At 61.9% G+C, this 24,415-nt stretch carries 22 protein-coding genes; 7 read left to right on the top strand and 15 right to left on the bottom strand.

Annotated features, from left to right (window positions below; translation table 11 throughout):
* Positions 1 to 123: 123 nt before the first annotated feature.
* The 3 genes from L4G42_RS02720 to lptF all read left to right on the top strand — a co-directional run bounded on the left by L4G42_RS02720 (position 124) and on the right by lptF (position 2,003).
* Positions 124 to 459, top strand: coding sequence for a pilin assembly protein (locus L4G42_RS02720; RefSeq protein WP_237260488.1), 336 nt, complete (start codon positions 124 to 126; stop codon positions 457 to 459).
* 287 nt (positions 460 to 746) lie between these two features.
* Positions 747 to 1,172 carry a DUF4398 domain-containing protein gene (locus L4G42_RS02725; RefSeq protein WP_074893253.1) on the top strand — a complete coding sequence of 142 codons (426 nt, stop codon included), beginning with the start codon at positions 747 to 749 and terminating at the stop codon, positions 1,170 to 1,172.
* 48 nt (positions 1,173 to 1,220) lie between these two features.
* A complete protein-coding gene (gene lptF / locus L4G42_RS02730; RefSeq protein ID WP_237251148.1) occupies positions 1,221 to 2,003 on the top strand; it encodes a lipotoxin F family OmpA-related lipoprotein LptF in 783 nt (260 codons plus the stop codon).
* 130 nt (positions 2,004 to 2,133) lie between these two features.
* Here the strand turns inward: lptF and L4G42_RS02735 are convergent, their stop codons facing one another.
* The 14 genes from L4G42_RS02735 to L4G42_RS02800 all read right to left on the bottom strand — a co-directional run bounded on the left by L4G42_RS02735 (position 2,134) and on the right by L4G42_RS02800 (position 18,588).
* On the bottom strand, positions 2,134 to 3,042 hold the full coding sequence (locus L4G42_RS02735) for an alpha/beta hydrolase (protein WP_237251149.1): 909 nt from the start codon (positions 3,040 to 3,042) through the stop codon (positions 2,134 to 2,136).
* Between the two features lie 153 nt (positions 3,043 to 3,195).
* The gene (locus L4G42_RS02740; protein ID WP_074892251.1) at positions 3,196 to 4,473 is read right to left on the bottom strand and encodes a flavohemoglobin expression-modulating QEGLA motif protein; all 1,278 of its coding nucleotides are present in this window, start codon (positions 4,471 to 4,473) and stop codon (positions 3,196 to 3,198) included.
* 26 nt (positions 4,474 to 4,499) lie between these two features.
* Positions 4,500 to 5,057, bottom strand: a complete 558-nt coding sequence (locus tag L4G42_RS02745; RefSeq protein ID WP_237251150.1) for a hypothetical protein — start codon at positions 5,055 to 5,057, stop codon at positions 4,500 to 4,502.
* Positions 5,058 to 5,075: 18 nt separating this feature from the next.
* Positions 5,076 to 5,807: a TetR/AcrR family transcriptional regulator gene (locus L4G42_RS02750; RefSeq protein ID WP_237251151.1), complete on the bottom strand. Its 732-nt coding sequence runs from the start codon at positions 5,805 to 5,807 to the stop codon at positions 5,076 to 5,078.
* Positions 5,808 to 6,020: 213 nt separating this feature from the next.
* On the bottom strand, positions 6,021 to 7,523 hold the full coding sequence (gene lysS / locus L4G42_RS02755) for a lysine--tRNA ligase (protein WP_237251152.1): 1,503 nt from the start codon (positions 7,521 to 7,523) through the stop codon (positions 6,021 to 6,023).
* A 114-nt stretch (positions 7,524 to 7,637) separates the two neighbouring features.
* Positions 7,638 to 8,733, bottom strand: a protein-coding gene (gene prfB, locus L4G42_RS02760; RefSeq protein ID WP_237251153.1) for a peptide chain release factor 2 whose coding sequence is annotated in 2 segments (ribosomal slippage) — positions 7,638 to 8,660 and positions 8,662 to 8,733 — 1,095 coding nt in all. Because the reading frame shifts where the segments join, the coding sequence is not laid out codon by codon here.
* A 159-nt stretch (positions 8,734 to 8,892) separates the two neighbouring features.
* Positions 8,893 to 9,897, bottom strand: coding sequence for a response regulator (locus L4G42_RS02765; protein WP_237251154.1), 1,005 nt, complete (start codon positions 9,895 to 9,897; stop codon positions 8,893 to 8,895).
* 45 nt (positions 9,898 to 9,942) lie between these two features.
* Positions 9,943 to 10,953, bottom strand: coding sequence for a chemotaxis response regulator protein-glutamate methylesterase (gene cheB / locus L4G42_RS02770; RefSeq protein ID WP_237251155.1), 1,011 nt, complete (start codon positions 10,951 to 10,953; stop codon positions 9,943 to 9,945).
* Positions 10,950 to 13,286 carry a hybrid sensor histidine kinase/response regulator gene (locus L4G42_RS02775; protein ID WP_237260489.1) on the bottom strand — a complete coding sequence of 779 codons (2,337 nt, stop codon included), beginning with the start codon at positions 13,284 to 13,286 and terminating at the stop codon, positions 10,950 to 10,952. The genes cheB and L4G42_RS02775 overlap by 4 nt, the downstream gene beginning before the upstream one ends.
* The gene (locus tag L4G42_RS02780) at positions 13,283 to 13,966 is read right to left on the bottom strand and encodes a chemotaxis protein CheW (protein WP_237251157.1); all 684 of its coding nucleotides are present in this window, start codon (positions 13,964 to 13,966) and stop codon (positions 13,283 to 13,285) included. Before L4G42_RS02780 ends, L4G42_RS02775 begins: the two co-directional genes overlap by 4 nt.
* Positions 13,963 to 15,318: a CheR family methyltransferase gene (locus L4G42_RS02785; RefSeq protein ID WP_237251158.1), complete on the bottom strand. Its 1,356-nt coding sequence runs from the start codon at positions 15,316 to 15,318 to the stop codon at positions 13,963 to 13,965. Before L4G42_RS02785 ends, L4G42_RS02780 begins: the two co-directional genes overlap by 4 nt.
* Positions 15,315 to 15,851, bottom strand: a complete 537-nt coding sequence (locus L4G42_RS02790) for a chemotaxis protein CheW (protein ID WP_237251159.1) — start codon at positions 15,849 to 15,851, stop codon at positions 15,315 to 15,317. The genes L4G42_RS02785 and L4G42_RS02790 overlap by 4 nt, the downstream gene beginning before the upstream one ends.
* Before the next feature lie 9 nt (positions 15,852 to 15,860).
* Positions 15,861 to 17,483, bottom strand: coding sequence for a methyl-accepting chemotaxis protein (locus L4G42_RS02795; RefSeq protein WP_237251160.1), 1,623 nt, complete (start codon positions 17,481 to 17,483; stop codon positions 15,861 to 15,863).
* Positions 17,484 to 17,829: 346 nt separating this feature from the next.
* Positions 17,830 to 18,588, bottom strand: a complete 759-nt coding sequence (locus L4G42_RS02800) for a tellurite resistance TerB family protein (RefSeq protein ID WP_237251161.1) — start codon at positions 18,586 to 18,588, stop codon at positions 17,830 to 17,832.
* A 261-nt stretch (positions 18,589 to 18,849) separates the two neighbouring features.
* Here L4G42_RS02800 and ydcS point away from each other — a divergent pair, with 261 nt between their 5' ends.
* The 4 genes from ydcS (at position 18,850) to L4G42_RS02820 (ending at position 23,003) form a co-directional block, all read left to right on the top strand.
* Positions 18,850 to 20,001, top strand: coding sequence for a putative ABC transporter substrate-binding protein YdcS (gene ydcS, locus L4G42_RS02805; protein ID WP_237251162.1), 1,152 nt, complete (start codon positions 18,850 to 18,852; stop codon positions 19,999 to 20,001).
* Between the two features lie 189 nt (positions 20,002 to 20,190).
* Positions 20,191 to 21,252 (top strand): ABC transporter ATP-binding protein, encoded by a 1,062-nt coding sequence (locus L4G42_RS02810; protein WP_237251163.1) that lies wholly within the window; start codon positions 20,191 to 20,193, stop codon positions 21,250 to 21,252.
* A gap of 31 nt (positions 21,253 to 21,283) precedes the next feature.
* On the top strand, positions 21,284 to 22,204 hold the full coding sequence (locus L4G42_RS02815) for an ABC transporter permease (RefSeq protein ID WP_237251274.1): 921 nt from the start codon (positions 21,284 to 21,286) through the stop codon (positions 22,202 to 22,204).
* A complete protein-coding gene (locus tag L4G42_RS02820; RefSeq protein WP_237251164.1) occupies positions 22,194 to 23,003 on the top strand; it encodes an ABC transporter permease in 810 nt (269 codons plus the stop codon). The genes L4G42_RS02815 and L4G42_RS02820 overlap by 11 nt, the downstream gene beginning before the upstream one ends.
* Positions 23,004 to 23,286: 283 nt before the next feature.
* Here L4G42_RS02820 and L4G42_RS02825 read toward each other — a convergent pair whose 3' ends face one another.
* Positions 23,287 to 24,393, bottom strand: a complete 1,107-nt coding sequence (locus L4G42_RS02825; RefSeq protein ID WP_237259169.1) for an NADH:flavin oxidoreductase/NADH oxidase — start codon at positions 24,391 to 24,393, stop codon at positions 23,287 to 23,289.
* Positions 24,394 to 24,415: the final 22 nt, after the last annotated feature.

Genomic DNA, 24,415 nt, shown 5'->3' on the forward strand with positions numbered 1-24,415 from the left:
ATTGATGTCCATACGCAACCCTCGACGCACTTTCACCGCCGGGGAAGCCCGTCCCATTCACGCTTCACCGTGGCTCAGCCCACGTCCAACGCCCGCCCTGGCGCGGGTACTGATGAGGTATGCATGAAGATCCGAGAGCTCGCCGAACAGTGGGAACAGAACGCCAAAGGCCGTCTGACCGAGACTGCCTATGCCATTCATTTGGATGTTGAGGCCGCAGCCCGGCTCGCGGCGATTGCCGAGATGTACCCCAAGCGCACGCCAGAAGAATTGCTCGGCGAGCTGATTGGCGCCGCCCTGGAGGAGTTGGAAGCGAGCTTCCCATACGTGCGCGGTCAGCATGTGGTCGCCACCGATGAGGAAGGTAACCCGCTTTACGAAGACGTGGGCCCGACGCCCCGGTTTCTCGAGCTTTCACGGCGTCATCTGCAGGAAATTTCTGATCGGGAAGCGCTGTGACGATTGTATCTGCGACGTCGTTTTTGCCACGTCAGATTCTCTACAGGCAACAACGGGCTGATAATAAAGCGGGCAAAACGACGTCATTTTTTTGAGCGCCAGTTTTACAACACGTAACAAAACCTGACCAGAAGTTTAGAAAAATGTCTGAACTATTCAAAAAATGCAGCAGTCCGAGCAGTTAGCCATTCCAGTAAAGCCGTCAGATGACAGCGGAAGTGACGCACTACCATCCATCCGCGTGGGCTGTTGCTGAAATGGAACAACCAGTTTTCAGGAGTTAAGAAATGGAGTTGACCACCATGAACACCAGCACTGCCAAACCAACGTTCAATCGCCTGCGCGGGCTGAAGATGGCTGCACTGGCGCTGGGCACCAGCGTTCTTCTGGCTGGTTGCGCAGGTAATCCTCCAAGCGAGCAGTACGCCGTGACCCAGTCGGCCGTCAACGCCGCTGTCACTGCTGGCGCTACCGAATACGCTGCCGTTGAAATGAAGTCCGCTCAGGACAAGTTCAAGCAAGCGGAACTGGCGATGCAGGAAAAGAAATACGACGAAGCTCGCAAATACGCCGAGCAAGCCGAGTGGGATGCACGTGTTGCCGAGCGTAAGGCTCAGGCCGCGAAGGCACAGAAAGCGGTGCAGGATGCTCGTCAGGGCGTCAATGAGTTGCGTGAAGAAGGCATGCGTCAGGTTCAGCCTGTCACACAGTAACGCTTCGCAGTTCAAGCATTGGCCATTGAGTTAAAGGACGAAAATATTATGCGTAAACAAATACTTATTCCTGCCCTGCTGGCTTTGAGCGTTGGTCTGGCGGCGTGCTCGTCGCAGCCGAACGTAAACCTGGAACAGGCCCGCACCAACTACTCGGCGCTGCAAAGCAATCCTAAAGCCACAGAACTGGCTGCGCTGGAAACCAAAGACGCCAGCGAGTGGCTGGACAAGGCAGACGCTGCCTACCGCAACAACGATGACCAGAAGAAGGTCGATCAGCTGGCCTATCTGACCAACCAGCGTGTCGAGCTGGCCAAGCAGACCATCAACCTGAAGTCTGCTGAAAATGATCTTAAAGGTGCCGCAGCCCAACGTGCTCAAGCGCGTCTGGATGCTCGCGATGCACAGATCAAGGCCCTGCAGAACAGCCTGAACGCCAAGCAGACCGAACGCGGTACGCTGGTGACCTTCGGCGATGTCCTGTTCGACACGAACAAGGCTGAGCTGAAGTCGTCCGGTCTGGTGAACGTCAACAAGCTGGCCCAGTTCCTTCAGGAAAACCCTGATCGCAAGGTCATCGTTGAAGGCTACACCGACAGCACCGGTTCCGCTGCCTACAACGACTCGCTGTCCGAGCGCCGCGCGAACTCCGTGCGCATGGCGCTGATCAAGATGGGCGTAGGCCCGGAGCGTATCGTTGCTCAGGGTTACGGCAAGGAATACCCGGTTGCTGACAATGCCAGCGCCTCGGGCCGTGCCATGAACCGTCGCGTGGAAGTCACCATTTCCAACGACAACCAGCCAGTAGCACCGCGCTCTTCGATGAAGTAATGCGGTTGTAGCGGCAAATAAAGAGCCCCGCCTGTTGCGCAACAGGCGGGGCTTTTTTGTGGCGTATTGAACGCAGTCGCACGCGCGCCCTGTAGGAGCGCGCGGAGTGTCACTCGTGACGCTCCTCCGCTCACGGTTGAGACGGCGCCGCGTTGCCGGTTTGAGGATCAGGGTAATTCGGAATTTCCGCCAGCCTGCGCAGGCCGTTGAAGTGCTGGGGGTCGTCCAGGTAGCGGACCATCACCTCGCGCCACGTAGGGTCGCCGAAGGTCTGGACGTGAGGCCCGCGCGTCAATTGCAGCACACGCGGCGGCGGCGCGGCTTGATACAGGCTGATGCCGTTGTGCAGTGGCACTTGCGTGTCGTCCAGGCTCTGGAACAGCAGCATCGGCGTGCCCTTGAGCTGCGGCATGCCGTTGATGGCGCTGTCTGCGTCCGGAATCACCCACGACAGCGGCCGTTTGACGGGCCAGGTCAGCCAGGAAGTGCCCAGGGTATAGCGCGCGACTTCGCGGTAACTCGCCGGCACGCCATCGAGCACCAGCGCCTTGATCCGCCCGCGCTGCTGCGGATGCTCGGACAGGTAATGCACGGCCAGCGCCCCGCCGATACTTTGCCCGAGCACCACCAGCGGTTTGCCCTGCACTTCAGGCGCAGCGCTCAGCCAGTCGAACGCCGCGTCGATGTCCTGATAAATGGCCGGCAGACTCGGCTCACCCTCGGACCGGCCATAGCCGCGATAGTCCACCAGCAGCACTTGGTAGCCCTGCTCCGGCAACCACCAACTCCCCGCCAGATGCCAGGCCATGTTGCCGCCGTTGCCATGCAGGTGCAGCACCGTGCCCTTCACCGGTACGCCAGGCTTGGCCGGTAGAAACCACGCGTTAAGCCGGGTGCCGTCGGCCGCCGTGAGGGTGACATCGCGCCAGGCAAGGTGGGCCTTGTCCGGCGTCAGCGGCAGACCGCGTTCCGGGTAGAACAGCAATTCGCTGCAGCCACTGAGGGAGATGACCAGGAGCAAGGTAAGAAGACGCTTCAAGCGATGTCCTTCTATTCACGATGTGGGCCACGGTACAAAACCGTAGGAGCCGGCTTGCTGGCGAACACGTCCGACCATTCGACATCTGCACAGCTGACCCACCGCCTTCGCCAGCAAGCCGGCTCCTGCAGGTCCCAGTCACACGCGAATGAATCACAGGATATTCGAATAATCCGCTTCGATCCGGTCCAGGCTCAGGTGGTTGAGGAAGTTGGAAAAGCACATCCATGCCGACAGCGCATTCATGTCGCGGAATTGATCGGGCAGGTATTTGGGCGGCACCACGAGGCCTTCGTCCACCAACTGGCGCAACGTGCGCATGTCTTCCAGCGTGGTCTTGCCGCAGAACAGCAGCGGCACTTGCTCCAGCTTGCCCTTTCTCACGGCCAACTGGATGTAGTTGTAAACCATGATGAAGCCCTTGAGGTAGGACAGATCCTTGGTGAATGGCAGCCCATTCGGCACCGAGCCCCGGAATACCCGACTGGCGTTGCCGTAGCTTTCCGACATGCCGAAGCCTTGCTCGCGATAGAAGTCGAACACCTGCAAAAAGTCGGCGCCCTCCTCGGCCATGTGAATGGCGCGGGTACGATTGGTCAGCTTGCGCAGGCGGCTCGGGTAGGACGCAAAACCGATGATCTCCATCAGAATCGCCAGGCCTTCCTGGGTCACCGTCGACGAGGGCGGGCCTTTGGACAGGAAAGTGCAGATCGGCTGATTCTGACCATTGAGCGTGGTGCCGACGTGCACCAGGCCTTCATGGACTTCCAGCGCCCGCACGTCTCGCTCGTTGAACATCGCGTCGCTGCGGATCTTGATGTAATCAGCGCCGGCCGCAGCGTCCGCCACAATGCCGTCGGATTCAAACACCCGGATCGTCTCTTCAGCCTCACCGAACGTGCGATTGAGCCGGGTCTGCAACATCGCGACGGCGTCTTTGGCCGTCAGGATTTTCGGCTCGTCCTTGAGATCGCCGCGACCGGCAATGTTGTTCAGGTAGTCGGAGAGCATCATGCCGAGGTCAGACAGCGTCGGGTCGCCGGCGTGAAAGGCATCGGACGCCGCGCCGTACAATTCCTGGGAGATCAAGCCGAAGTCCGGGGTGCCGCGCGCTTCAAGCATGCGAATGACCATCCGGTACTCTTTGCACATGCGGCGCATGATCTGCCCGACCGGGTTGAACTGGCCCAGCTGCCGGGTGATGTCACGCTCGATGTTCTGGAACTCCAGCTTCACCGCGCCGGAGTCGAACCCCAGCGGGCGATTCTCGTAGTACGCGCGGTCGACTTCCGGCAGGTGTTTGCCTTTGCCGTCGAGGAAGGTCTTGCGGATGTTGTCATCCCATTTCACGGCATCAAGGATTCGAATCGGCGTCTGCGCTACCACGATACGATCGGACAACGTGCGAATAGTCTGTTGGTATTCGTCCACCCGGTACCCCTTATTGAACCGTTGCGCTATTTGGTCATGCGCTGATATTGAGCTGCTTTGAGAAAGACGTCGGAATTGGCCGGGTCGTCGAGGTAGGCAAAGACCTTGTCCATGGGACTTGAGATCAGCATGCCGTCGCCCTTCACCGTATCGACCCGCTCGCCGTCGAGCACCTTCTGCTCGACCAACTGCTGAAACCGCTCCAGGTCGAGGTCATAGACCACCAGTTCATCGGCGCCGTTCTCGTTGTCCATCAGGTCGAAACCGGCGATGACGTAATTGGCGCCGTATTTGTCAGGCAGCGCAGCGGACACGTACCAGCGGCTGCCGTGGCGCGACACGGTAAAGGCGTACTCGTCACGGTTCTTGCGATCGCCCCTGCGGTAGCTGACCGCTTTGTAGCGGTCAGGGCCGGCGCGGCTGATTTCCAGTTCGAGCGGCTCGCCCCAGGCATTTTTGCTGCTCCAGGTGCCGAGTAATTTGGGCGGGGCGGTGTTGCTGACCGGAATCGGGTCCTTGAACGTCACCAGGCATCCGCTCAACAGCGCGAACGACAGGGCGAGCAATACGCTCCAGACTTTCATCAGGTTCTCCTTGAGGTATCAGCCAGCCATCGGCTTGGCAGTGCCCAGTACCAGATGCATCTGGCGAGTAAGAATAGCGAGCATTTCTTCGTCTGCGCCGGGCCGAGGCCCGTTGAGCAGCCCCTGATATTCCATCCGGCAGATGAGCCCCGTCAACACTTGGGCATCCAGTTGAGGCTGAACCGACCCCATGACTTCGAGAAACTGGGCACTGCCCTGCAACAAAATCTGCTGATGGGCACTCACCAGTGGCGCCAGCCGCGGGTTGATCAGCGCTTCGAGGTGGAAGGCGTGCTCGGCAATGAGCTGGTCGCGGCGGGTCAGCAGTTGATGGCGCACGTACTCCATGGTCATCCGCGCGATCTCATCGGCCAGCCGGGCGCGGGCCTCGGCGCTGCCGTCATTGCGCGCGACCATCTCGCGCAGCAGCGCCTCGGTGTTGGTCCACAGCTTGGCCATGTACGCTGCGCTGCGTTCAACGTACTGCGCGAAGGCATCGGTGAGCAGGTCATCGATGTCTTTGAAATAGTAAGTGGTTGCAGAGAGCGGCACTTGCGCCTCGGCTGCGACCGCGCGATGACGCACGGCCCGAACGCCCTCGCGAATGAGGATTCGCATGGCCGCATCGAGAATCTGTTGGCGACGCTGTTCACTTCCCTGTCGACTCGCCTTGCGGCCCTGATACTGAACACTCTGTGCGACTGCCGTGGCCAGGCCAGCGGCTCCCTTTTGAGCGATCGTGCGGTTCACGACGAGGTTTCCTTTTTTCGAGTCATTCACATCACAGCAACGTCAGCTTACGTCGGTGTCTGCGCCGACGTCATCGCGGGCAAGCGCGCTCCTACAATTGATCGCGGTCTCCTGTAGGAGCGCGCTTGCCCGCGAAGGGGTCGGCGCAGGCGACCAGACAGCCGCTGAACAGCCAAAAAAAAGCCGCCCTGCTCAGGCGGCTTGGTTTGACGCTTAGGCTTGCGGCCGCATGTGCGGGAACAGGATGACGTCACGGATGGACGGCGAGTTGGTCAGCAGCATGACCAGACGGTCGATGCCGATGCCCTCGCCCGCTGTCGGCGGCATGCCGTATTCCAGCGCCCGGACGAAGTCTGCGTCGTAGTGCATGGCTTCATCGTCGCCTGCGTCCTTGTCCGCCACCTGGGCCATGAAGCGCTCGGCCTGGTCTTCCGCGTCGTTCAACTCGGAATAGGCGTTGGCGATTTCACGGCCGCCAATGAACAGCTCGAAGCGATCGGTGACGTTCGGGTTGTCATCGTTGCGGCGGGCCAGCGGCGACACTTCGAACGGGTACTGGGTGATGAAGTGCGGTTGCTCCAGCTTGTGCTCGACCAACTCTTCGAAAATCATCACTTGCAGCTTGCCCAGACCTTCGAAGCCCAGCACCTTGGCGCCGGCTTTCTTGGCGATGGCGCGGGCCTTGTCGATGTCGTTCAGGTCATCGGCGGTCAGCTCGGGGTTGTACTTGAGGATCGAGTCGAACACCGAGAGACGCGCGAACGGCTCGCCGAAGTGAAAGACCTTGTCGCCGTACGGCACGTCGGTGCTGCCGAGAACCAGCTGGGCCAGTTCACGGAACAGCTCTTCGGTCAGGTCCATGTTGTCTTCGTAATCGGCGTAGGCCTGGTAGAACTCGAGCATGGTGAACTCGGGGTTGTGCCGGGTCGAAACGCCTTCGTTACGGAAATTGCGGTTGATCTCGAACACTTTCTCGAACCCGCCCACAACCAGTCGCTTGAGGTACAGCTCAGGCGCGATGCGCAGGAACATTTCCAGGTCCAGCGCGTTGTGGTGAGTCTCGAACGGCTTGGCCGCAGCGCCGCCCGGGATGGTCTGCAGCATCGGCGTTTCGACTTCAAGGAAGTCGCGCTGCATCAGGAAGCTGCGGATGTGAGCGATGACTTTCGAGCGGATGCGGAAGGTTTCACGGACGTCTTCGTTGACGATCAGGTCGACGTAACGCTGGCGATAACGCTGCTCGGTATCGACCAGGCCGTGGTGCTTGTCGGGCAGCGGACGCAGGGATTTGGTCAGCAGGCGCACGTTTGTCATTTCGACATAGAGGTCGCCCTTGCCAGAACGGGCCAGGGTGCCTTCGGCCGAAATAATATCGCCCATGTCCCAGGTTTTTACCGAGGCCAGGGTTTCTTCCGACAACGTCTTGCGGTTGACGTAGACCTGGATGCGACCGGTCATGTCCTGAATCACCATGAACGAGCCACGGTTGAGCATGATGCGCCCGGCAACCTTGACTGGAATCGCCGCTTCAGCCAGCTCTTCCTTGGTCTTGTCCGCGTACTGTTTCTGCAGGTCGTTGCAGTAGTTTTCGCGACGGAAGTCGTTCGGGAAGGCATTGCCCTTGGCGCGCTCGGCCGCAAGTTTTTCCTTGCGCAGGGCGATCAGGCTGTTTTCTTCCTGTTGCTGGGCTTGCGGGTCGAGTTGTTGGTCGCTCATGTCTTGATTATCCATCACAGGTTCGTGGCCCTTCGTCTGGCCGGGAAGCGCGACGAAGGATCGCGGGCGGCGACGTCATGATGACGCGCCCGACCCGCAACAGTGGTGTGGCGATTACAGGCCCTGCTTGAGGCTCGCGATCAGGTATTCGTCGATGTCGCCATCGAGCACCTTGTCGCAATCGCTGCGTTCGACGCTGGTCCGCAGGTCCTTGATGCGCGAGGCATCGAGCACGTACGAACGGATCTGGTGACCCCAGCCGATGTCGGACTTGGTGTCTTCGACCGCTTGCGACGCGGCGTTGCGCTTCTGGATTTCCTGCTCGTACAAACGCGCCCGCAGCATCTTCATCGCGGTGTCTTTGTTGGCGTGCTGGGAACGTTCGTTCTGGCAGCTGACCACGGTGTTGGTCGGAACGTGGGTGATCCGGACCGCCGAGTCGGTGGTGTTGACGTGCTGACCACCGGCGCCCGAGGAGCGGTAGGTGTCGATGCGCAGGTCCGACGGGTTGATGTCGATTTCGATGTTGTCATCGATTTCCGGCGAAACGAACACGGCCGAGAACGAGGTGTGGCGGCGGTTGCCGGAGTCGAACGGGCTCTTGCGGACCAGACGGTGTACACCGATTTCGGTGCGCAGCCAGCCGAATGCGTACTCGCCCTTGATGTGCACCGTGGCGCCTTTGATACCGGCGACTTCACCGGCCGACAACTCCATGATGGTCGCGTCGAAGCCGCGCTTGTCGGCCCAGCGCAGGTACATGCGCAACAGGATGTTCGCCCAGTCCTGGGCTTCGGTGCCGCCGGAACCGGCCTGGATGTCCAGGTAGGCGTTGTTCTGGTCCATGTCGCCGCTGAACATGCGACGGAATTCCAGTTTTTCCAGCGCCTCGCGCAGGCGCTCGACTTCAGCGGCAACGTCGTCGACGGCGGCCTGGTCTTCTTCTTCGGCGGACATCAGCAACAGGTCCTTGGCGTCCACCAGGCCGGTGCTCATTTCGTCGAGGGTGTCGACGATCTGCGCCAGCAGCGAACGCTCGCGGCCCAGTTCCTGGGCGTACGACGGGTTGTTCCAGACGTTTGGATCTTCGAGCTCGCGGTTAACTTCGGTCAGACGATCATGTTTGTGATCGTAGTCAAAGATACCCCCGAATGGTTTCGGAGCGCTCGGACAGGTCCTTGATGCTGTTTAGGATCGGGTTGATTTCCATGGTAGGCAGCACTCGCAGGCGATTTTCACAAAGCCGGCGAGTATAGCGCAGCCCAACCGCTGATGGCAGTCCATTGGGCAGGGGTGAGCCGTGTTCGTTGTTGTTGACGAGGACCCAACCCGGTTCCGGCCAGAGCGCGCAGGAATGTGGATCCTCGCCCTACCCCACCGCCACCCGATTACGCCCGTTATGCTTCGCCGCGTACAACCCCTGATCGGCACTCTGAATCAGCTGGCGACTGTGGCTGCCCACCTGCGGCACGACAGTGGCCAGACCGATGCTGACCGTCAGGCTCGAGCCCTGGCTCGGGGCGATGTGGGGGATGTTCATGCTGGCGATGGTCTGGCGCAGTTTTTCCGCCAGCAGGCGTGCGCCACCCGGGGAGGTGTTGGGGAGCACCAGCGCGAACTCTTCGCCGCCGTAACGCGCGGGCAGATCGGAGGGACGGCTGGAGTTGGCGCGGATGGCCTTGGCAACCTGACGCAGGGCTTCATCACCTTCGAGATGCCCGAAGGCGTCGTTGTAGGCCTTGAAGTAATCCACGTCGATCATCAACAGCGAGATCTGCGTCTGCTCCCGGGTAGAGCGGCGCCATTCCAGCTCCAGGTACTCGTCGAAGTGGCGGCGGTTGGACAGGCCGGTCAAGCCGTCGGAGTTCATCAGGCGCTGCAGCACCAGATTGGTGTCGAGCAGCTGTTGCTGACTGACCCGCAACGCACGATAGGCTTCGTCGCGCTGCAGCAGCGTCATGTACGAGCGCGAGTGGTAGCGAATGCGCGCGACCAGTTCGATGTTGTCCGGCAGTTTGACCAGGTAATCATTGGCCCCGGCGGCAAAGGCGGCGCTCTTGATCAGCGGATCTTCCTTGGTCGAGAGCACGATGATCGGGATGTCACGGGTTTTCGGGTTGTTGCGGTACTCGCGCACCAGGGTCAGGCCGTCCAGGCCGGGCATGACCAGATCCTGAAGGATGACGGTCGGTTTGATCAGAGTCGCCTGCGCAATCGCCTGATGCGGATCGGCGCAGAAATGGAAGTCGATGTTTTCTTCGTGCGCCAGCCCGCGCCGGACAGCCTCGCCGATCATGGCCTGATCGTCGACGAGCAACACCATGGCAGCGTTTTCATCCGTGGCGTTCAGATCGTCCAGTTGCAAATCATGCATGCGGGGTCTCCTGGTCACAGGCGGGCTGTGAAATCACCTGGAAATTCATTGGGTGAATACCTCCTTCAAGCGAGGTGCGATCGAGTCCAGTGAGCGAATTTCCATGGCAGCGTCAATCGCCGCAGCCGCTTTGGGCATGCCGTATACCGCACAGCTTTCCTGATTCTGGGCGATGGTGAGAAAGCCCCGCTGACGCATCAGCTTGAGTCCCTGCGCACCATCACGGCCCATGCCGGTCAACAAAACACCCACTGCGTCACCATTCCAATAGCTGGCCACACTTTCGAAAAACACGTCGATGGAGGGCCTGTAAATTTCGTTAACCGGCTCTGCGGTGTACGCCAGTTTGCCGTTCCTGAGCAGACGAATATGGTGGTTGGTGCCTGCCAGCAGCACCGTGCCCACTTGCGGCGGCTCGCCATCGCGCGCCAGCCTGACCTCCAGCCCCGAAGAGCTGCTCAGCCATTGCGCCATCCCTTCGGCGAATACCTGATCCACATGCTGCACCAGCACGATGGCGGCCGGAAAATCCTTCGGCAGCGCCTTGAGCAGTATTTCCAGCGCGGCGGGCCCGCCGGCCGATGACCCGATCGCGATCAACCGCTGACGCTGTGCCGCCTCGCGCACCGGTGACGGCACGGGGCGAACCCGCGTGTCCCGCTCGCCAATGAGCCAGCCTATATTAAGTATCTTGCGCAACAAAGGCGCAGCTGCGTCCTTGGGGTTGCCGGCCCCCAGCGCGGGCGTGTCGACCACGTCCAGCGCGCCATGGCCCATGGCTTCGAACACCCGATGCACATTCTGCTCGCGATCCACGGTGACAATGACGATGGCGCACGGTGTCGCCGCCATAATACGTCGAGTCGCCTCCACGCCGTCCATTACCGGCATGATCAGGTCCATCAATATCAGATCGGGCGTCAGCTGGGCGCAGCGCTCCACCGCCTCGGCACCGTTGCTGGCCACCCAGGCAATCTGGTGCGCCGGCTCGAAGGCCAGCGCACGGCGCAACGCCTCCACCGCCATGGGCATGTCGTTGACGATGGCGATCTTCATCCCTGCGCATCTCCTATCAACTCAACGACTGCATCGAGCAGCGCGTCGTCATGGAAACTGGCCTTGGCCAGATAATAATCGGCGCCGGCGTCCAGTCCGCGACGGCGATCTTCTTCACGGTCCTTGTACGACACCACCATCACCGGCAGCGATTGCAGGCGGCTGTCGCGGCGCACCAGCGTCACCAGCTCGATGCCGTCCATACGCGGCATGTCGATGTCGGTGATGAGCAAGTCGAAATCTTCGCCGCGCAACGCGTTCCAGCCGTCCATGCCATCCACGGCCACCGCCACTTCATAGCCACGGCTGAGCAGCAATTTGCGCTCCAGTTCGCGCACCGTCAGCGAGTCATCGACCACCAGCACGCGTTTACGCACCCGTGCGTCAGCCTGACGACTGCGCCGATCAATGCGTTCCAGGCGCCCGGTGTTGAGGAGTTTTTCCACCGAACGCAGCATGTCTTCGACGTCGATGATCAGCACCGCCGAGCCGTCGTCAAGCAACGCACCGGCGGAGATGTCCTGCACCTTGCCCAGGCGCGGATCCAGCGGCAAAACCACCAGCGTGCGTTCGCCAATGAAGCGTTCCACGGCGACGCCATACACCGCCTCGCGTTCGCGAATGACCACCACCTTGAGCACGTCTTCACTGTGCTGGCTGGCCGGACGGTTGAGCAGCTGAGTGGCGGCGACCAGCCCGACGTGACGCTCTTCATGCCAGAAATGCTGACGCCCTTCCAGTTGCACGATTTCGTCGGCGCGCACGTCACGCATCCGCTCGATGTGCGCCAGCGGAAAGGCATACGCTTCGCCGCCGACTTCCACCACCAGACTGCGCACCACCGACAACGTCAGCGGCACCTCCAGATGGAAGCGGCTGCCCTGACCGGCGCGCTGGTCCAGTTCGACGCCGCCACGCAGCTGTCGAACCATGTGCTGAACCGCGTCCAGCCCAACCCCTCGGCCGGACACTTCGGTGACCGTGTCGCGCATGCTGAACCCGGGCAGGAACAGGAAGCTCAGCAGTTCTTCCTCGCTCAACTGCGCCGCGGTTTCGGCGGGCGAGAGTTTGCGCTCGACGATATTCAAGCGCAGGCGTTCGAGGTCAACGCCGGCGCCGTAGTCGATCAGCTCGACCACCAGCAGACCGGCCTGGTGCGAGGCCTTCAACTGGATCAGCCCCTCGGCCGGCTTGCCGCAGGCCATGCGTTGTGCCGGCAGCTCAATGCCGTGGTCGACGGCGTTGCGCAGCAAATGGGTGAGCGGTGCTTCGAGTTTTTCCAGCACGTCGCGATCGACCTGGGTTTTTTCCCCGTCGATTTCCAGGCGCACTTGCTTGCCCAGCGAACGGCCCAGATCACGGACCATGCGCGCCTGCCCCACCAGCACATCGGCAAACGGGCGCATGCGGCAGGCCAGCGCGGTGTCGTAGAGCAGTTGCGCGCGTTGCGAGGCCTGCCAGCCGAACTCGTCGAGGTCGGCCGTCTGTTGAATCAGCAAATGCTGCGCTTCGCCGAGCAACCGCCGCGCTTCTTCGAGGGCCTTTTGGGCGTCAGGATCGGCGTTGGCGCCGAGCAAGGCTTCGAGACTGTCCAGCGCTCGGGTTGCGCCGGTCTGTGTGCGTTTGACCCGCTGCATCGCGGCCAGATACGGCTTCAGCCGTTGAGTCTCGACCAGCGACTTGCTCGACAGGTCCAGCAGGTTGTTCAAGCGTTCGGCGGTGACGCGCAGGACCCGTTCGCCGGTCTCGACCACACGTCGTTCACCGGGGCCATCTGCTTTAAGCGCCGGGTCGGCAACGGGTTCGACGACGACGGCGGCCAGTTCTTCGGCCGCCGAGTCTTGCGCCGACTGAAGCGAGGTGACCAGCGACTGCGCGTTGGCGAGCAGGATGTCTTCGAGGGAAGGCAGCGCGGTGGGCACCAGCATGGCTTTCATCGCCGGATCGTCGCTGACCATGTTGTTCATCAGCGCCACATAGCCGTCCACATCCGCCTGAGGCACGGTGGCGCCAGGCGTGGCGATGCGCATCAACAAATCGGTGCCCATCAGCAGGGCGTCGATGTGCTCGGGCAGCAGGTGCAATCGGCCTTCCTGGGCGCTGACCAGGCAATCTTCCATGACGTGGGAAACGCTGACGCCGGCGTTGACCCCGACGATGCGCGCCGCGCCTTTCAGCGAATGGGCCGCGCGCATGCACGCTTCCAGCTGATCGGCCTGAGTCGGGTTGCGCTCAAGGGCCAGCAGGCCCGCGCTCAAGACCTGGGTCTGGGCTTCCGCCTCCAGGGTAAAGAGTTCGAACAGCGACGCGTCGCGCATCTGATCGGGCGTCATGTCAGGCTCCGTTTTACGGCCGACAACAGCTGGTCTTCATCGAGCAGGCGCAGGCTGCGGTTCTTCCATTGCACGACGCCTCGGGTGAAGCGCGCGTTGCTGTTCTGCGCCGACGCCGAGGCGGTATCCAGCAGGCGCGCTTCGATGGCGTGAATGCCGTCGACCTCGTCCACCGGCACCACCACCGGACCGCCGTCTGCCGAAACGATCAGCATGCGGGGCAATGTTCGGGCATCGCCGACCGGCGCGACTGAAGGGTCCAGCCCGAGCAGTTCAACGAACGACAGGCATGCCACCAGGGCGCCGCGCACATTGGCAACGCCCAGCAAGGCGCGGGAACGCTGGTGCGGAAGCGAATGAATGGCTTGCACCGGCGACACTTCCACCAGACAACGGGTCGGCAGACCGAGCCACTCTTCGCCGAGACGAAACACCACGGTCGAGCGGGTTTCGACGTCGACGGCAAGCGCATCGCTGTGCATCGACACACGCTGCTCCTGCGCCAGCGAGTAACGGTCGAGCAAGCGCGTTGCCGCTGCCGAGTACACCGAGCAGTTGCGGCAATGAATGTGATCGGCAAGCAGCGGGCAGGACCGGTCGCCATGGATGCCGATGCGGTTCCAGCAGTCGTCGATCGCCGCGGCGTCGTCGCTGACCAGCTCTGTGTGTACGCGACTCATCCACTGCGTCCTTCTTTAGTGACACCCCGTGCCGCGCGCTCCTGCAGCCGCCGGGCCCCTGCGCTGTCGCCCTGGGCGGCAAGCAGCGCGGCCAGTTGCGCCAGGGTTTCCGGATGCTGCGGTTGCAGATACAACGCCTTGCGATAAAACCCTTGTGCCGCGCTCGTCTCCCCCGCCACTTCGCTGAGCAGGCCCAGCCAGTAAAACACCGGGGCCACGGGTTCAAAGCGCTTGAGGTACTGCTCGCACGCAACCTTCGCCTCGGCACTACGCCCTTCGTTGGCAAGGGCCGCGATGCTGCGCAGCAACTCGGCAGCGTCGCCACTGCCAGCGCCCGTCGCCGCCACCGCCTTGATGTCGGGTCTAAGCGCAGCCCTGCGTTCTTCGGTCAGCGCAGGATCACTCGACAACCTCGGCGCAAAGGGCTGCGGTTTAGGAGTGCCGCGCGACAGGGCCGATGTCGAGTGAGCAGACGTTGAGTGAGCAGACAATGAATCGCTTCGCGACGGCTGCATGGCTGGGGCACTCAGGACGCTGTGGGGTTCGGGAACAGCCTCTTCACGCCGACGAAAGGCGAACGATTGGGGAATGCCGATCGACACCATGCCCATGCGCCCGAGCAGGCTGCCCTCGGCGGGACCGATGAACAGCACGCCATCGTCGCGAGTCATGCGCTTGAGTGCATCAAAGCCCTGACGCTGAGTGTCGACGTCGAAGTAGATCAGCAGGTTTCGGCAGAACACGAAGTCGTACGCCGACTGCGCCACCGGCATGGCGGGATCGAGCAGGTTGCCGGACTGAAAGCGGACCTGATCCCGCACCCGCTCCTCCAGGCGATAGCCCTCCTCGGCCGCGCTGAAAAAACGTTCCCGGAAACTCAGTTGATCGCCGCGAAAGGAGTTTTTGCCATACACGCCCCGGCGTGCGCGCTGGATTGAAAGCGGGCTGATGTCCACCGCCTCGACGCTGAAGTGCGGGCCTCGCAGACCGGCATCGAACAGCGCCATGGCGATCGAATAAGGCTCCTCGCCGGTGGAGCACGGCAAGCTGAGAATCCGCAGCGGACGCACACCGTTGAGCTGCGCCAGCCGGGCAGTGGCCAGTTTGCCGAGGGTGGCGAAGGATTCCGGATAACGGAAAAACCACGTCTCGGGGACGATCACCGCTTCGATCAGCGCCTGCTGCTCGTCCGTCGAAACGAGCAGCGTCTGCCAGTAGTCGTCGTGGTCCCGCGCCTTGGAGAGCGTGCAGCGCTGACGCACGGCGCGCTCGATGATCGCCTCGCCCACCGATGCGACGTCCAGCCCGATGCGGTCTTTGAGAAAGGCGAAGAAACGCGCATCGCTGCTCATGGCGCGGCCTCGAAGGCATCAAGGCTCATGGGCTGCTCGGGAAACAACAGTTCGCGCACGGCGTCACTGAGCAAGTCTTCCACGCGTATCCATTGCAGCAGGCCGTGTTCGTCCTCGCGCACCGGGCCCAGATACGGCGCCTGCGAGTTGTCCAGGCCGTAGGCTTTGAACTCATGGGGCGAGCAGCGCAGCGTGTCGGTCGCCTGTTCGAGGATCAAGCCCAACTCCCGCACCGGGCGATCGCCGCCAAGGCGGTAATGCACCAGCACCAGCCGTGTGCTGGTGCGCACCTGAGCGGGATGGCCGAAGGTCAGCGCGCTGAGGTCGATGACCGGCACGATCGCGCCCCGATGGGCAAACACCCCGGCGACCCAGTGCGGCGCTTGTGCGATGGGCTTGAGCACCAGCCGTGGCAGCACTTCGGCGACTTCTGTCGCTTGCAGCGCATAGCGTTCCGCGCCGATGCGGAACAGCAGGAACAGCTTGTTCTTCGGCAACACCGCAGCGCTGCGCTTGGCTGAATGCTCGATCATGGGCCTGACTCAGACCTTGAAACGCGAAACGCCGCTACGCAGCCCCACCGCCACCTGGCTCAGCTCGTCGATGGCGAAGCTGGCCTGACGCAGGGATTCGACGGTCTGGCTGCTGGCATCGCCCAACTGCACCAGCGCCTGGTTGATCTGTTCGGCGCCGGTGGCCTGGGCCTGCATGCCTTCGTTGACCATCAAGACACGCGGCGCCAGCGCCTGCACCTGATGGATGATCTGCGAAAGCTGCTCGCCGACCTGGGTGACTTCGTACATGCCGCGACGCACTTCTTCGGAGAACTTGTCCATGCCCATGACGCCCGCCGACACTGCCGACTGGATCTCGCGAACCATCTGTTCAATGTCGTAGGTGGCCACGGCGGTCTGGTCGGCCAGACGCCGGACCTCGGTCGCGACGACGGCAAAGCCTCGGCCGTATTCGCCGGCTTTTTCGGCTTCGATGGCCGCGTTGAGCGACAACAGGTTGGTCTGGTCGGCGACTTTGACGATGGTCACCACGACCTGATTGATGTTGCCGGCCTTCTCATTGAGGATCGCCAGCTTGGAGTTGACCAGATCGGCCGCGCCCATGACCGAGTGCATGGTTTCTTCCATCCGCGCCAGGCCTTGCTGACCGGAGCCCGCCAGGACCGAAGCCTGATCCGCAGCCGAAGTCACTTCCGTCATGGTGCGCACCAGATCCCGGGACGTCGCGGCAATCTCGCGGGACGTGGCGCCGATTTCCGTTGTCGTCGCAGCGGTCTCGGTGGCCGTTGCCTGTTGCTGTTTGGAGGTGGCGGCAATCTCGGTCACCGACGTGGTCACCTGAATCGACGAGCGCTGCGCCTGGGACACCAATGCGGCGAGCTCGGCGACCATGTCGTTGAAACCGGTCTGCACCGATCCGAACTCATCGTTGCGGTCCAGCGCCAGCCGCGTGCTCAGGTCACCGGTGCGCATGGTGTCGAGAATCTGCACGATGCGGTTCATCGGTGCCAGAATCGCGCGCATCAGCAACAAGCCGCAGGCAGCCGCCGCCAGCAAGGCGATGATCAGCGAGATGCCGAGGGTGATTTTGGCGCTGGAAACAGCGGCCTGAATGGCGTCGGAGGCCTTGTCGGCGACCACCTTGTTCTTGGCGCCGAGGGCGTTGAGTTGCTTGCGGCCCTCAAACCACATGGGCGTCAGCTGCTCTGTGAAAATTCGCTGGGCCAGCGCGTAATTATCGCCCTGATAGGCCGCGAGCACGCCGTTGAGCACCAACTGGTAACGTTCGCGCAGTTGCAGGAACTGGGCAAAATCATTGCGATCGGACTCGTTGAAAATGCTCTTCTGGTAATTGACGATCTGCGCCTGCAGGCGGTCTTCGAAGTCTTTGTACTGGTCTTCTTCAGCGCTGGTGAGGTCGCGACCGGCGCCTTCACTGAGTAAATGCTGGGTGGCTACGTAGCTTTCAACCCAGGCACCGCGCACGGTGCTGCTGTAAAACACGCCGGGCAGCGCGTCCAGCCGTACCGCATCGCCGCTGGTCTCAATCACCAACAGGCGATTGAACGCCACGACCACCATCAACAGCATGATGGCGATGATGACAGCGAAGCTCGCCAAAATCCGTTGACGCAACGTCCAGTTCTTCACAGTCAGCCCTCAAGGGTTCAACACCGGCATGGCCGGGTTCAAGAAGCGGACCGACGAACGGTCCAAAGCGAGCGGGAGTATAGCCTAGTGCCTTCCCAATAAACGGGCTGTTTCCGACAAGGAAAACGCCATAACACACAGCCAGATCGGAAGTGTCCTACACGCTATCGGCTTGATGTGGCGTTGCTTGATGGTGCAAGTGCATTGATGGCGGATGTCTGGAGGGGGCTTTTAAAGCGCGGGAGAAGGATGCGGGTCAGGCCTCAGTGATCGTTGGGGCTGACCCGGCAGGTTGGCGGGTATCGGATGTTGCATGTGTGACGGGTCGCCGGACAGACCCGCTGGTTTACGGCTGCGCCTGACGCACCTGATGCTCAAGCTCGGTTTTGAGGGCCGGATCGAGCTTCAGCTGCTTGGCGAGTTCGTCCAGGTAAGCGCGCTCCATGAAGTGTTCTTCGTCGACCATCATCACGCTGGCCAGGTACATCTCGGCGGCGATTTCCGGGGTCTGCGCCGCGCGGGCGACATCGGCTGGGTCCAGCGGCTTGTTTAGTTCGGCGTGCAGCCATTGCTGCAGTTCGTTGTCGCCGGTGATGCGGGTGAACTCGCCTTCGATCAGTTCGCGTTCACGCTCGTCGACGTGGCCGTCGGCCTTGGCCGCTGCCACCAGCGCCCGCAGGATGGCCTCGCTATGCTGCTCGACCTGGGCCGGTGGCACGCGGTCCACGGTTTGCGGTTCCACCGGTTGCGCCACGCCCTGACTCGCCTGCCAGTTGCCATAGGCCTTGTATGCCAGCACGCCCAACGCCGCGAGCCCGCCGTAGGTCAGCGCTTTGCCGCCCATCTTGCGTGCGCCTTTGTTGCCCATCAGCAAGCCCATCGCGCCCGCCGCCAACGCACCGCCGCCGGCACCGGAAAGCAGCCCGCCAAGGCTGCCGCCCAGCTTGCCTCCCAGGCCGCTGCCACCGACCTTGCCGAGCAGATCGCCAAGCCCGCCCTGCCCGTTTTGCCCGCTTTTGCCGCTCTTGTCGTGGGCGCCGGCCTTGTTTTGCAGCAGGTCCTGACCGGATTTCAACAATTGATCGAGTAAACCGCGAGTGTTCATGACGTCACCTTCAGAAGAGGGAAAGACGATTCGACCCGCAGGTTAAGGCGAAGGCACCGGCGGCAGTTGGGCGGGTTTGCTTCTGAATGTTGCGGCTGCCGGGTGTCCTAAGGCCGGATGATGATGGGTTTTCATTCACCCGTGTCCGCCTGCACGAATGGGCTCGGTATTTGCTGCGTCAAGTTTGTCGAGGATCGAACTGGGCACTACGCTCTGCACCACCGATCTCTGCCCAAACAACCACCATGAGGCAAACCCACCATGTCCGTGCACAAGACCGCGATTCTGAGCGCCGTTATTTCCGCACTATTCACCAGCGGCGCGGTGCAGGCCGCTGAAGCACTCACGGCGGTGGGCGATGGCGAGGGTCAGCTGGATATCGTGGCGTGGCCGGGGTACATCGAGCGAGGCGAAAGCGACAAGGCCTACGACTGGGTGACCGGCTTCGAGCAGGAGACCGGCTGCAAGGTCAACGTCAAGACAGCCGCGACGTCCGACGAGATGGTCAGCCTGATGACCAAGGGCGGGTATGACCTGGTCACCGCATCGGGCGACGCGTCATTGCGTTTGATCGCCGGCAAGCGGGTGCAGCCCATCGACCCCACGCTGATCCCGAACTGGAAAACCCTCGACCCGCGCCTGAAAGATGGCCCCTGGTATACGGTCGAGAACAAAACGTACGGCACGCCGTACCAGTGGGGGCCGAACGTGCTGATGTACAACACCAACGTGTTCAAGACGCCGCCGGTGAGCTGGAGCGTGGTGTTCGAGCCGCAGGATTTGCCCGACGGCAAACCGAACAAGGGCCGGGTCCAGGCGTATGACGGGCCGATCTATATCGCCGACGCCGCGCTGTACTTGAAGACCGCCAAGCCGGAACTGAATATCGTCGACCCTTACCAGCTCACCGAGACTCAGTACAAGGCCGTGCTCGACCTGCTCCGCGCCCAGCAGCCCCTCATTCACCGCTACTGGCACGACGCGACGGTGCAGATGAGCGACGTGAAAAACGAAGGCGTGGCGGCGTCCAGTTCGTGGGGCTACATGGTCAACGGGCTGGTCGCCGACAAGCAGCCCGTCGCCTCGACCATCCCGCAGGAAGGCGCCACCGGCTGGGCCGACACCACGATGTTGCACGCCGAGGCCAAACACCCCAACTGCGCCTACAAGTGGATGAACTGGTCGCTGCAACCGAAGGTTCAGGGCGACGTTGCCGCCTGGTTCGGCTCCCTGCCGGTGGTGCCCGACGCGTGCAAGGGCAACGAACTGCTCGGCGCCGAGGGTTGCGAGACCAACGGGTTCGACCTGTTCGAAAAGATCGCTTTCTGGAAAACACCCCAGGCCGAGGGCGGAAAGTACGTGCCGTACAGCCGCTGGACGCAGGATTACATTGCGATCATGGGTGGCAGGTAAGCGTATTCAGGCCCGGGGAATCTCTCTGGGTAGATACATCCATCCATTGTAGGAGCGCGCTTGCCCGCGATTATGGTGTGTCATACAGCATCAACGTCACAGGCATGTCGCAATCGCGGGCAAGCGCGCTCCTACAAATACAAACCTGCCCAGTGCACACATCGAGAAAGATTTCGGGAATTAGCCACCATGACCCATGCTGTCCAGTTCACCCACGTCTCGCGGCTGTTCGGCGAGGTGAAAGCCGTGGACCGGGTGTCCATCGACATCGAGGACGGCGAGTTCTTTTCCATGCTCGGCCCCTCGGGTTCAGGCAAGACCACCTGCCTGCGCCTGATCGCGGGCTTCGAGCAACCCAGCGCCGGCTCGATCCGCATTCATGGCCAGGAAGCCGCCGGCCTGCCGCCCTACCAACGTGACGTCAACACGGTGTTTCAGGACTACGCGCTGTTTCCCCACATGAACGTGCGGGACAACGTCGCCTACGGGCTGAAAGTCAAAGGCGTCGGCAAGGCCGAACGAATCAAGCGGGCCGACGAGGCCCTGAGCATGGTCGCACTCGAAGGCTACGGCGCGCGCAAACCCGTGCAACTGTCCGGCGGCCAGCGTCAGCGTGTGGCCCTGGCGCGGGCACTGGTCAATCGCCCACGCGTGCTGCTGCTCGACGAGCCTCTCGGTGCACTCGACCTGAAGCTGCGCGAACAGATGCAGAGCGAACTGAAAAAACTGCAGCGCCAGTTGGGCATCACCTTCATCTTCGTCACCCACGACCAGACCGAAGCGCTGTCCATGTCGGACCGGGTCGCGGTGTTCAACAAGGGCCGTATCGAGCAAGTCGATACGCCGCGCAATCTGTACATGAAACCGGCAACGACCTTCGTGGCGGAATTCGTGGGCACCTCCAACGTCGTGCGTGGCGAACTGGCGCAGGCGTTGAGCGGCAACCCGGACGCTTTCTCTATTCGGCCCGAGCACATTCGTTTTGCCGAGGGCGTTGCGGCGAGCCGCGACGTTGAGGTCAGCGGCGTGCTGCACGACATTCAATATCAGGGCAGCGCTACCCGCTACGAGGTAAAACTGGATAGTGGCCAAACGCTCACTGTCAGCCAGGCCAACAGCCAATGGCTGGACACCGGCGCGCACCATCAGGCAGGGCAACGCGTTACCGTTCGCTGGGCGCGGGAAGCAATGATTGCGCTGCATGACGCGCCACGTGAATCGCCAGAAATCGCGCCGTGCGAGGCGCATTGAGATGGGTCAGACGTTCACTGGCTCGGCGCCGATGCAACGGCAATCGCCACTCCGGCACTTTTCCAACCTCCTGTATCGCCGCCCGAACCTGTACCTGTCGCTGCTGCTGATCCCGCCGCTGCTGTGGTTTGGCGCGATCTACCTCGGCTCACTGCTGGGGCTGTTGTGGCAAGGCTTCTATACCTTCGACGACTTCAGCATGACCGTGACGCCCGACCTGACCCTGGCGAACTTTGGCGCGCTGTTCAACCCGGCCAATTTCGACGTCATTCGGCGCACCCTGACCATGGCCGTTGCGGTGTCGATCGCCAGCGCCATCGTCGCCTTCCCCATTGCGTATTACATGGCGCGCTATACCACCGGCAAAACCAAGGCGTTCTTTTACATCGCGGTGATGATGCCGATGTGGGCCAGTTACATCGTCAAGGCCTATGCCTGGACGCTGCTGCTGGCAAAGGGCGGCGTCGCGCAATGGTTTGTTCAGCATCTAGGGCTGGCGCCGGTGTTGCAGTGGCTGTTGAGCGCGCCCGGCATCGGCGGCAGCACGTTATCGACCTCGCATCTGGGGCGATTCATGGTGTTCGTCTACATCTGGCTGCCGTTCATGATCCTGCCGATTCAGGCCTCCCTCGAACGCTTGCCGCCGTCACTGCTGCACGCCTCCGCCGACCTGGGCGCCACGCCCCGGCAGACGTTTATGCAAGTCATTCTGCCGCTGTCGGTGCCAGGCATTGCGGCGGGCTCGATCTTCACGTTTTCGCTGACGCTGGGGGATTTCATCGTGCCGCAACTGGTCGGCCCGCCGGGTTACTTCATCGGCAGCATGGTGTATGCCCAGCAAGGCGCCATCGGCAATATGCCCATGGCGGCGGCGTTTACGCTGGTGCCCATCGTGCTGATTGCGATTTATCTGGCCATCGTCAAGCGTCTGGGGGCTTTCGATGCACTCTGAAAAAGCGTCGTGGGGCCTGAAGATCGCCGCCTGGGGCGGGCTGGTTTTTCTGCATTTTCCGATCCTGATCATCTTCGTCTACGCCTTCAACACCGAAGACGCTGCCTTCAGCTTCCCGCCGAAAGGCTTCACCCTGAAGTGGATCAGCGTGGCGTTCGCGCGACCGGACGTGCTGGAATCTATCAAGCTGTCGCTGCAAATCGCCTGCGTTGCCACGCTGATCGCACTGGTGCTCGGCACGCTGGCCTCGGCGGCGCTGTACAGGCGTGACTTCTTCGGCAAGGACGGCATTTCGCTGATGCTCATTCTGCCCATCGCCCTGCCCGGCATCATCACCGGGCTGGCCTTGCTGTCAGCGTTCAAGGCCCTGGGGATCGAGCCGGGGATGTTTACCATCATCGTTGGCCACGCGACCTTCTGCGTGGTGATCGTCTACAACAACGTCATCGCCCGCCTGCGCCGCACCTCCCACAGCCTGATCGAAGCCTCGATGGACCTCGGCGCCGACGGCTGGCAGACCTTTCGCTACATCATCATGCCGAATCTGGGCTCGGCGCTGCTGGCCGGAGGCATGCTGGCGTTTGCCCTGTCGTTCGACGAAATCATCGTCACCACCTTCACCGCCGGGCACGAACGCACCCTGCCCATCTGGCTGCTCAACCAACTCAGCCGCCCACGGGACGTGCCGGTGACCAATGTCGTGGCGATGCTCGTGATGATGGTGACCATGCTGCCGATCCTCGGTGCGTACTACCTGACTCGGGGTGGGGAAAGCGTGGCGGGGAGTGGGGGGAAGTGAAGGGGTTTTACTGTGTGATGCCGGCGCGCAGAACTGTGCAGGCATGTCAGCCGATAAGCGCGACCCGGAGACATAGTGAGGGCATGTTGAGTTTGCAGGCCGACTCGGACCACATGTGGGAGCGAGCTTGCTCGCGAAGAGGTCCGTACATCCGCTAAATTCCCGGCGACTGGAATACCGTCTTCGCGAGCAAGCTCACTCCCACATGGATCTTCTCCAGTAGAACCAGCATCACAGAGCAAAAGATGCTGGAGCAGTGCAGATCAGCTATTCAGCGTCGTGATCAATCGCGCAAATCCGACTCATGAATCGGCTGGTCGCGGTGCGTTGCCCGCTGGTATTGCGCGGGCCATGTGGCCTGGCGTCCGCCCAGATGTTCATCGGCACGCAGCGGCCAGTAAGGATCGCGCAGCAATTCACGTGCGAGGAAAATCAGATCAGCCTGGCCCGTCCGCAGGATGGTGTCGGCCTGGGTGGGTTCGGTGATCTTGCCGACGGTGCCGGCGGCAATGCCGGACTCGTTGCGCACGCGACCGGCGAACTCGGTTTGGTAACCCGGGCCCACCGGAATCTCGGCTTTCGCCGCAGTGCCGCCGGAAGACACGTCAACCAGGTCGACGCCCAGCGCTTTCAAGCGCTTGGCCAGCTCAACGGTTTCGTCAGGATTCCAGCCATCTTCCACCCAATCGGTGGCCGAGACGCGCACGAACAGCGGCAGTTCTTCGGGCCAGACTTCACGCACGGCCTTGGTGATCTCGAGGGTCAGGCGGATGCGGTTGTCGAAGGAGCCGCCGTATTGATCCTGACGCTGGTTGCTGAGCGGCGACAGGAACTGATGCAGCAGATAACCGTGCGCAGCGTGGATTTCGACCACTTTGAAACCTGCGGTCAAGGCACGTTTGGCAGCATCGACGAAGGCCTTGATGATGTCCTTAATCTGGGCTTCATCCAGCGGCGTAGGCACGGTGTAGGTCGGGTCGAAAGCGATCTTCGAGGGCCCCCACGTCGCCCAGCCGCCTTGGTCGGCAGGGATGGCGCCACTCTGGCTCACCCACGGCCGCCAGGTGCTGGCCTTGCGTCCGGCGTGGGACAGCTGAATGCCGGCAACCGCGCCTTGAGCGTTGATGAAGCGGGTAATGCGTTGCAGCGGTGCGATCTGCTCGTCGTTCCAGATGCCAAGGTCTTCCGGGGTGATACGCCCGTCCTGGGTAACTGCCGCCGCTTCGGTAAAAATCAGCCCGGCGCCGCCGACCGCGCGGCTGCCCAGATGGACCAGATGCCAGTCATTGGCCAGGCCGTCGGCGCAGCAGTACTGACACATCGGCGATACCACAATGCGATTGCGCAGGGTCAGTTGGCGAAGGGTATAGGGTTCAAGCAGCAGGCTCATGGGGACCTCTCAGATCGTGTGG

Origin of the sequence: Pseudomonas petrae (genome assembly GCF_021728295.1) — a bacterium.
In the GTDB taxonomy this organism is placed as follows: domain Bacteria; phylum Pseudomonadota; class Gammaproteobacteria; order Pseudomonadales; family Pseudomonadaceae; genus Aquipseudomonas; species Aquipseudomonas petrae.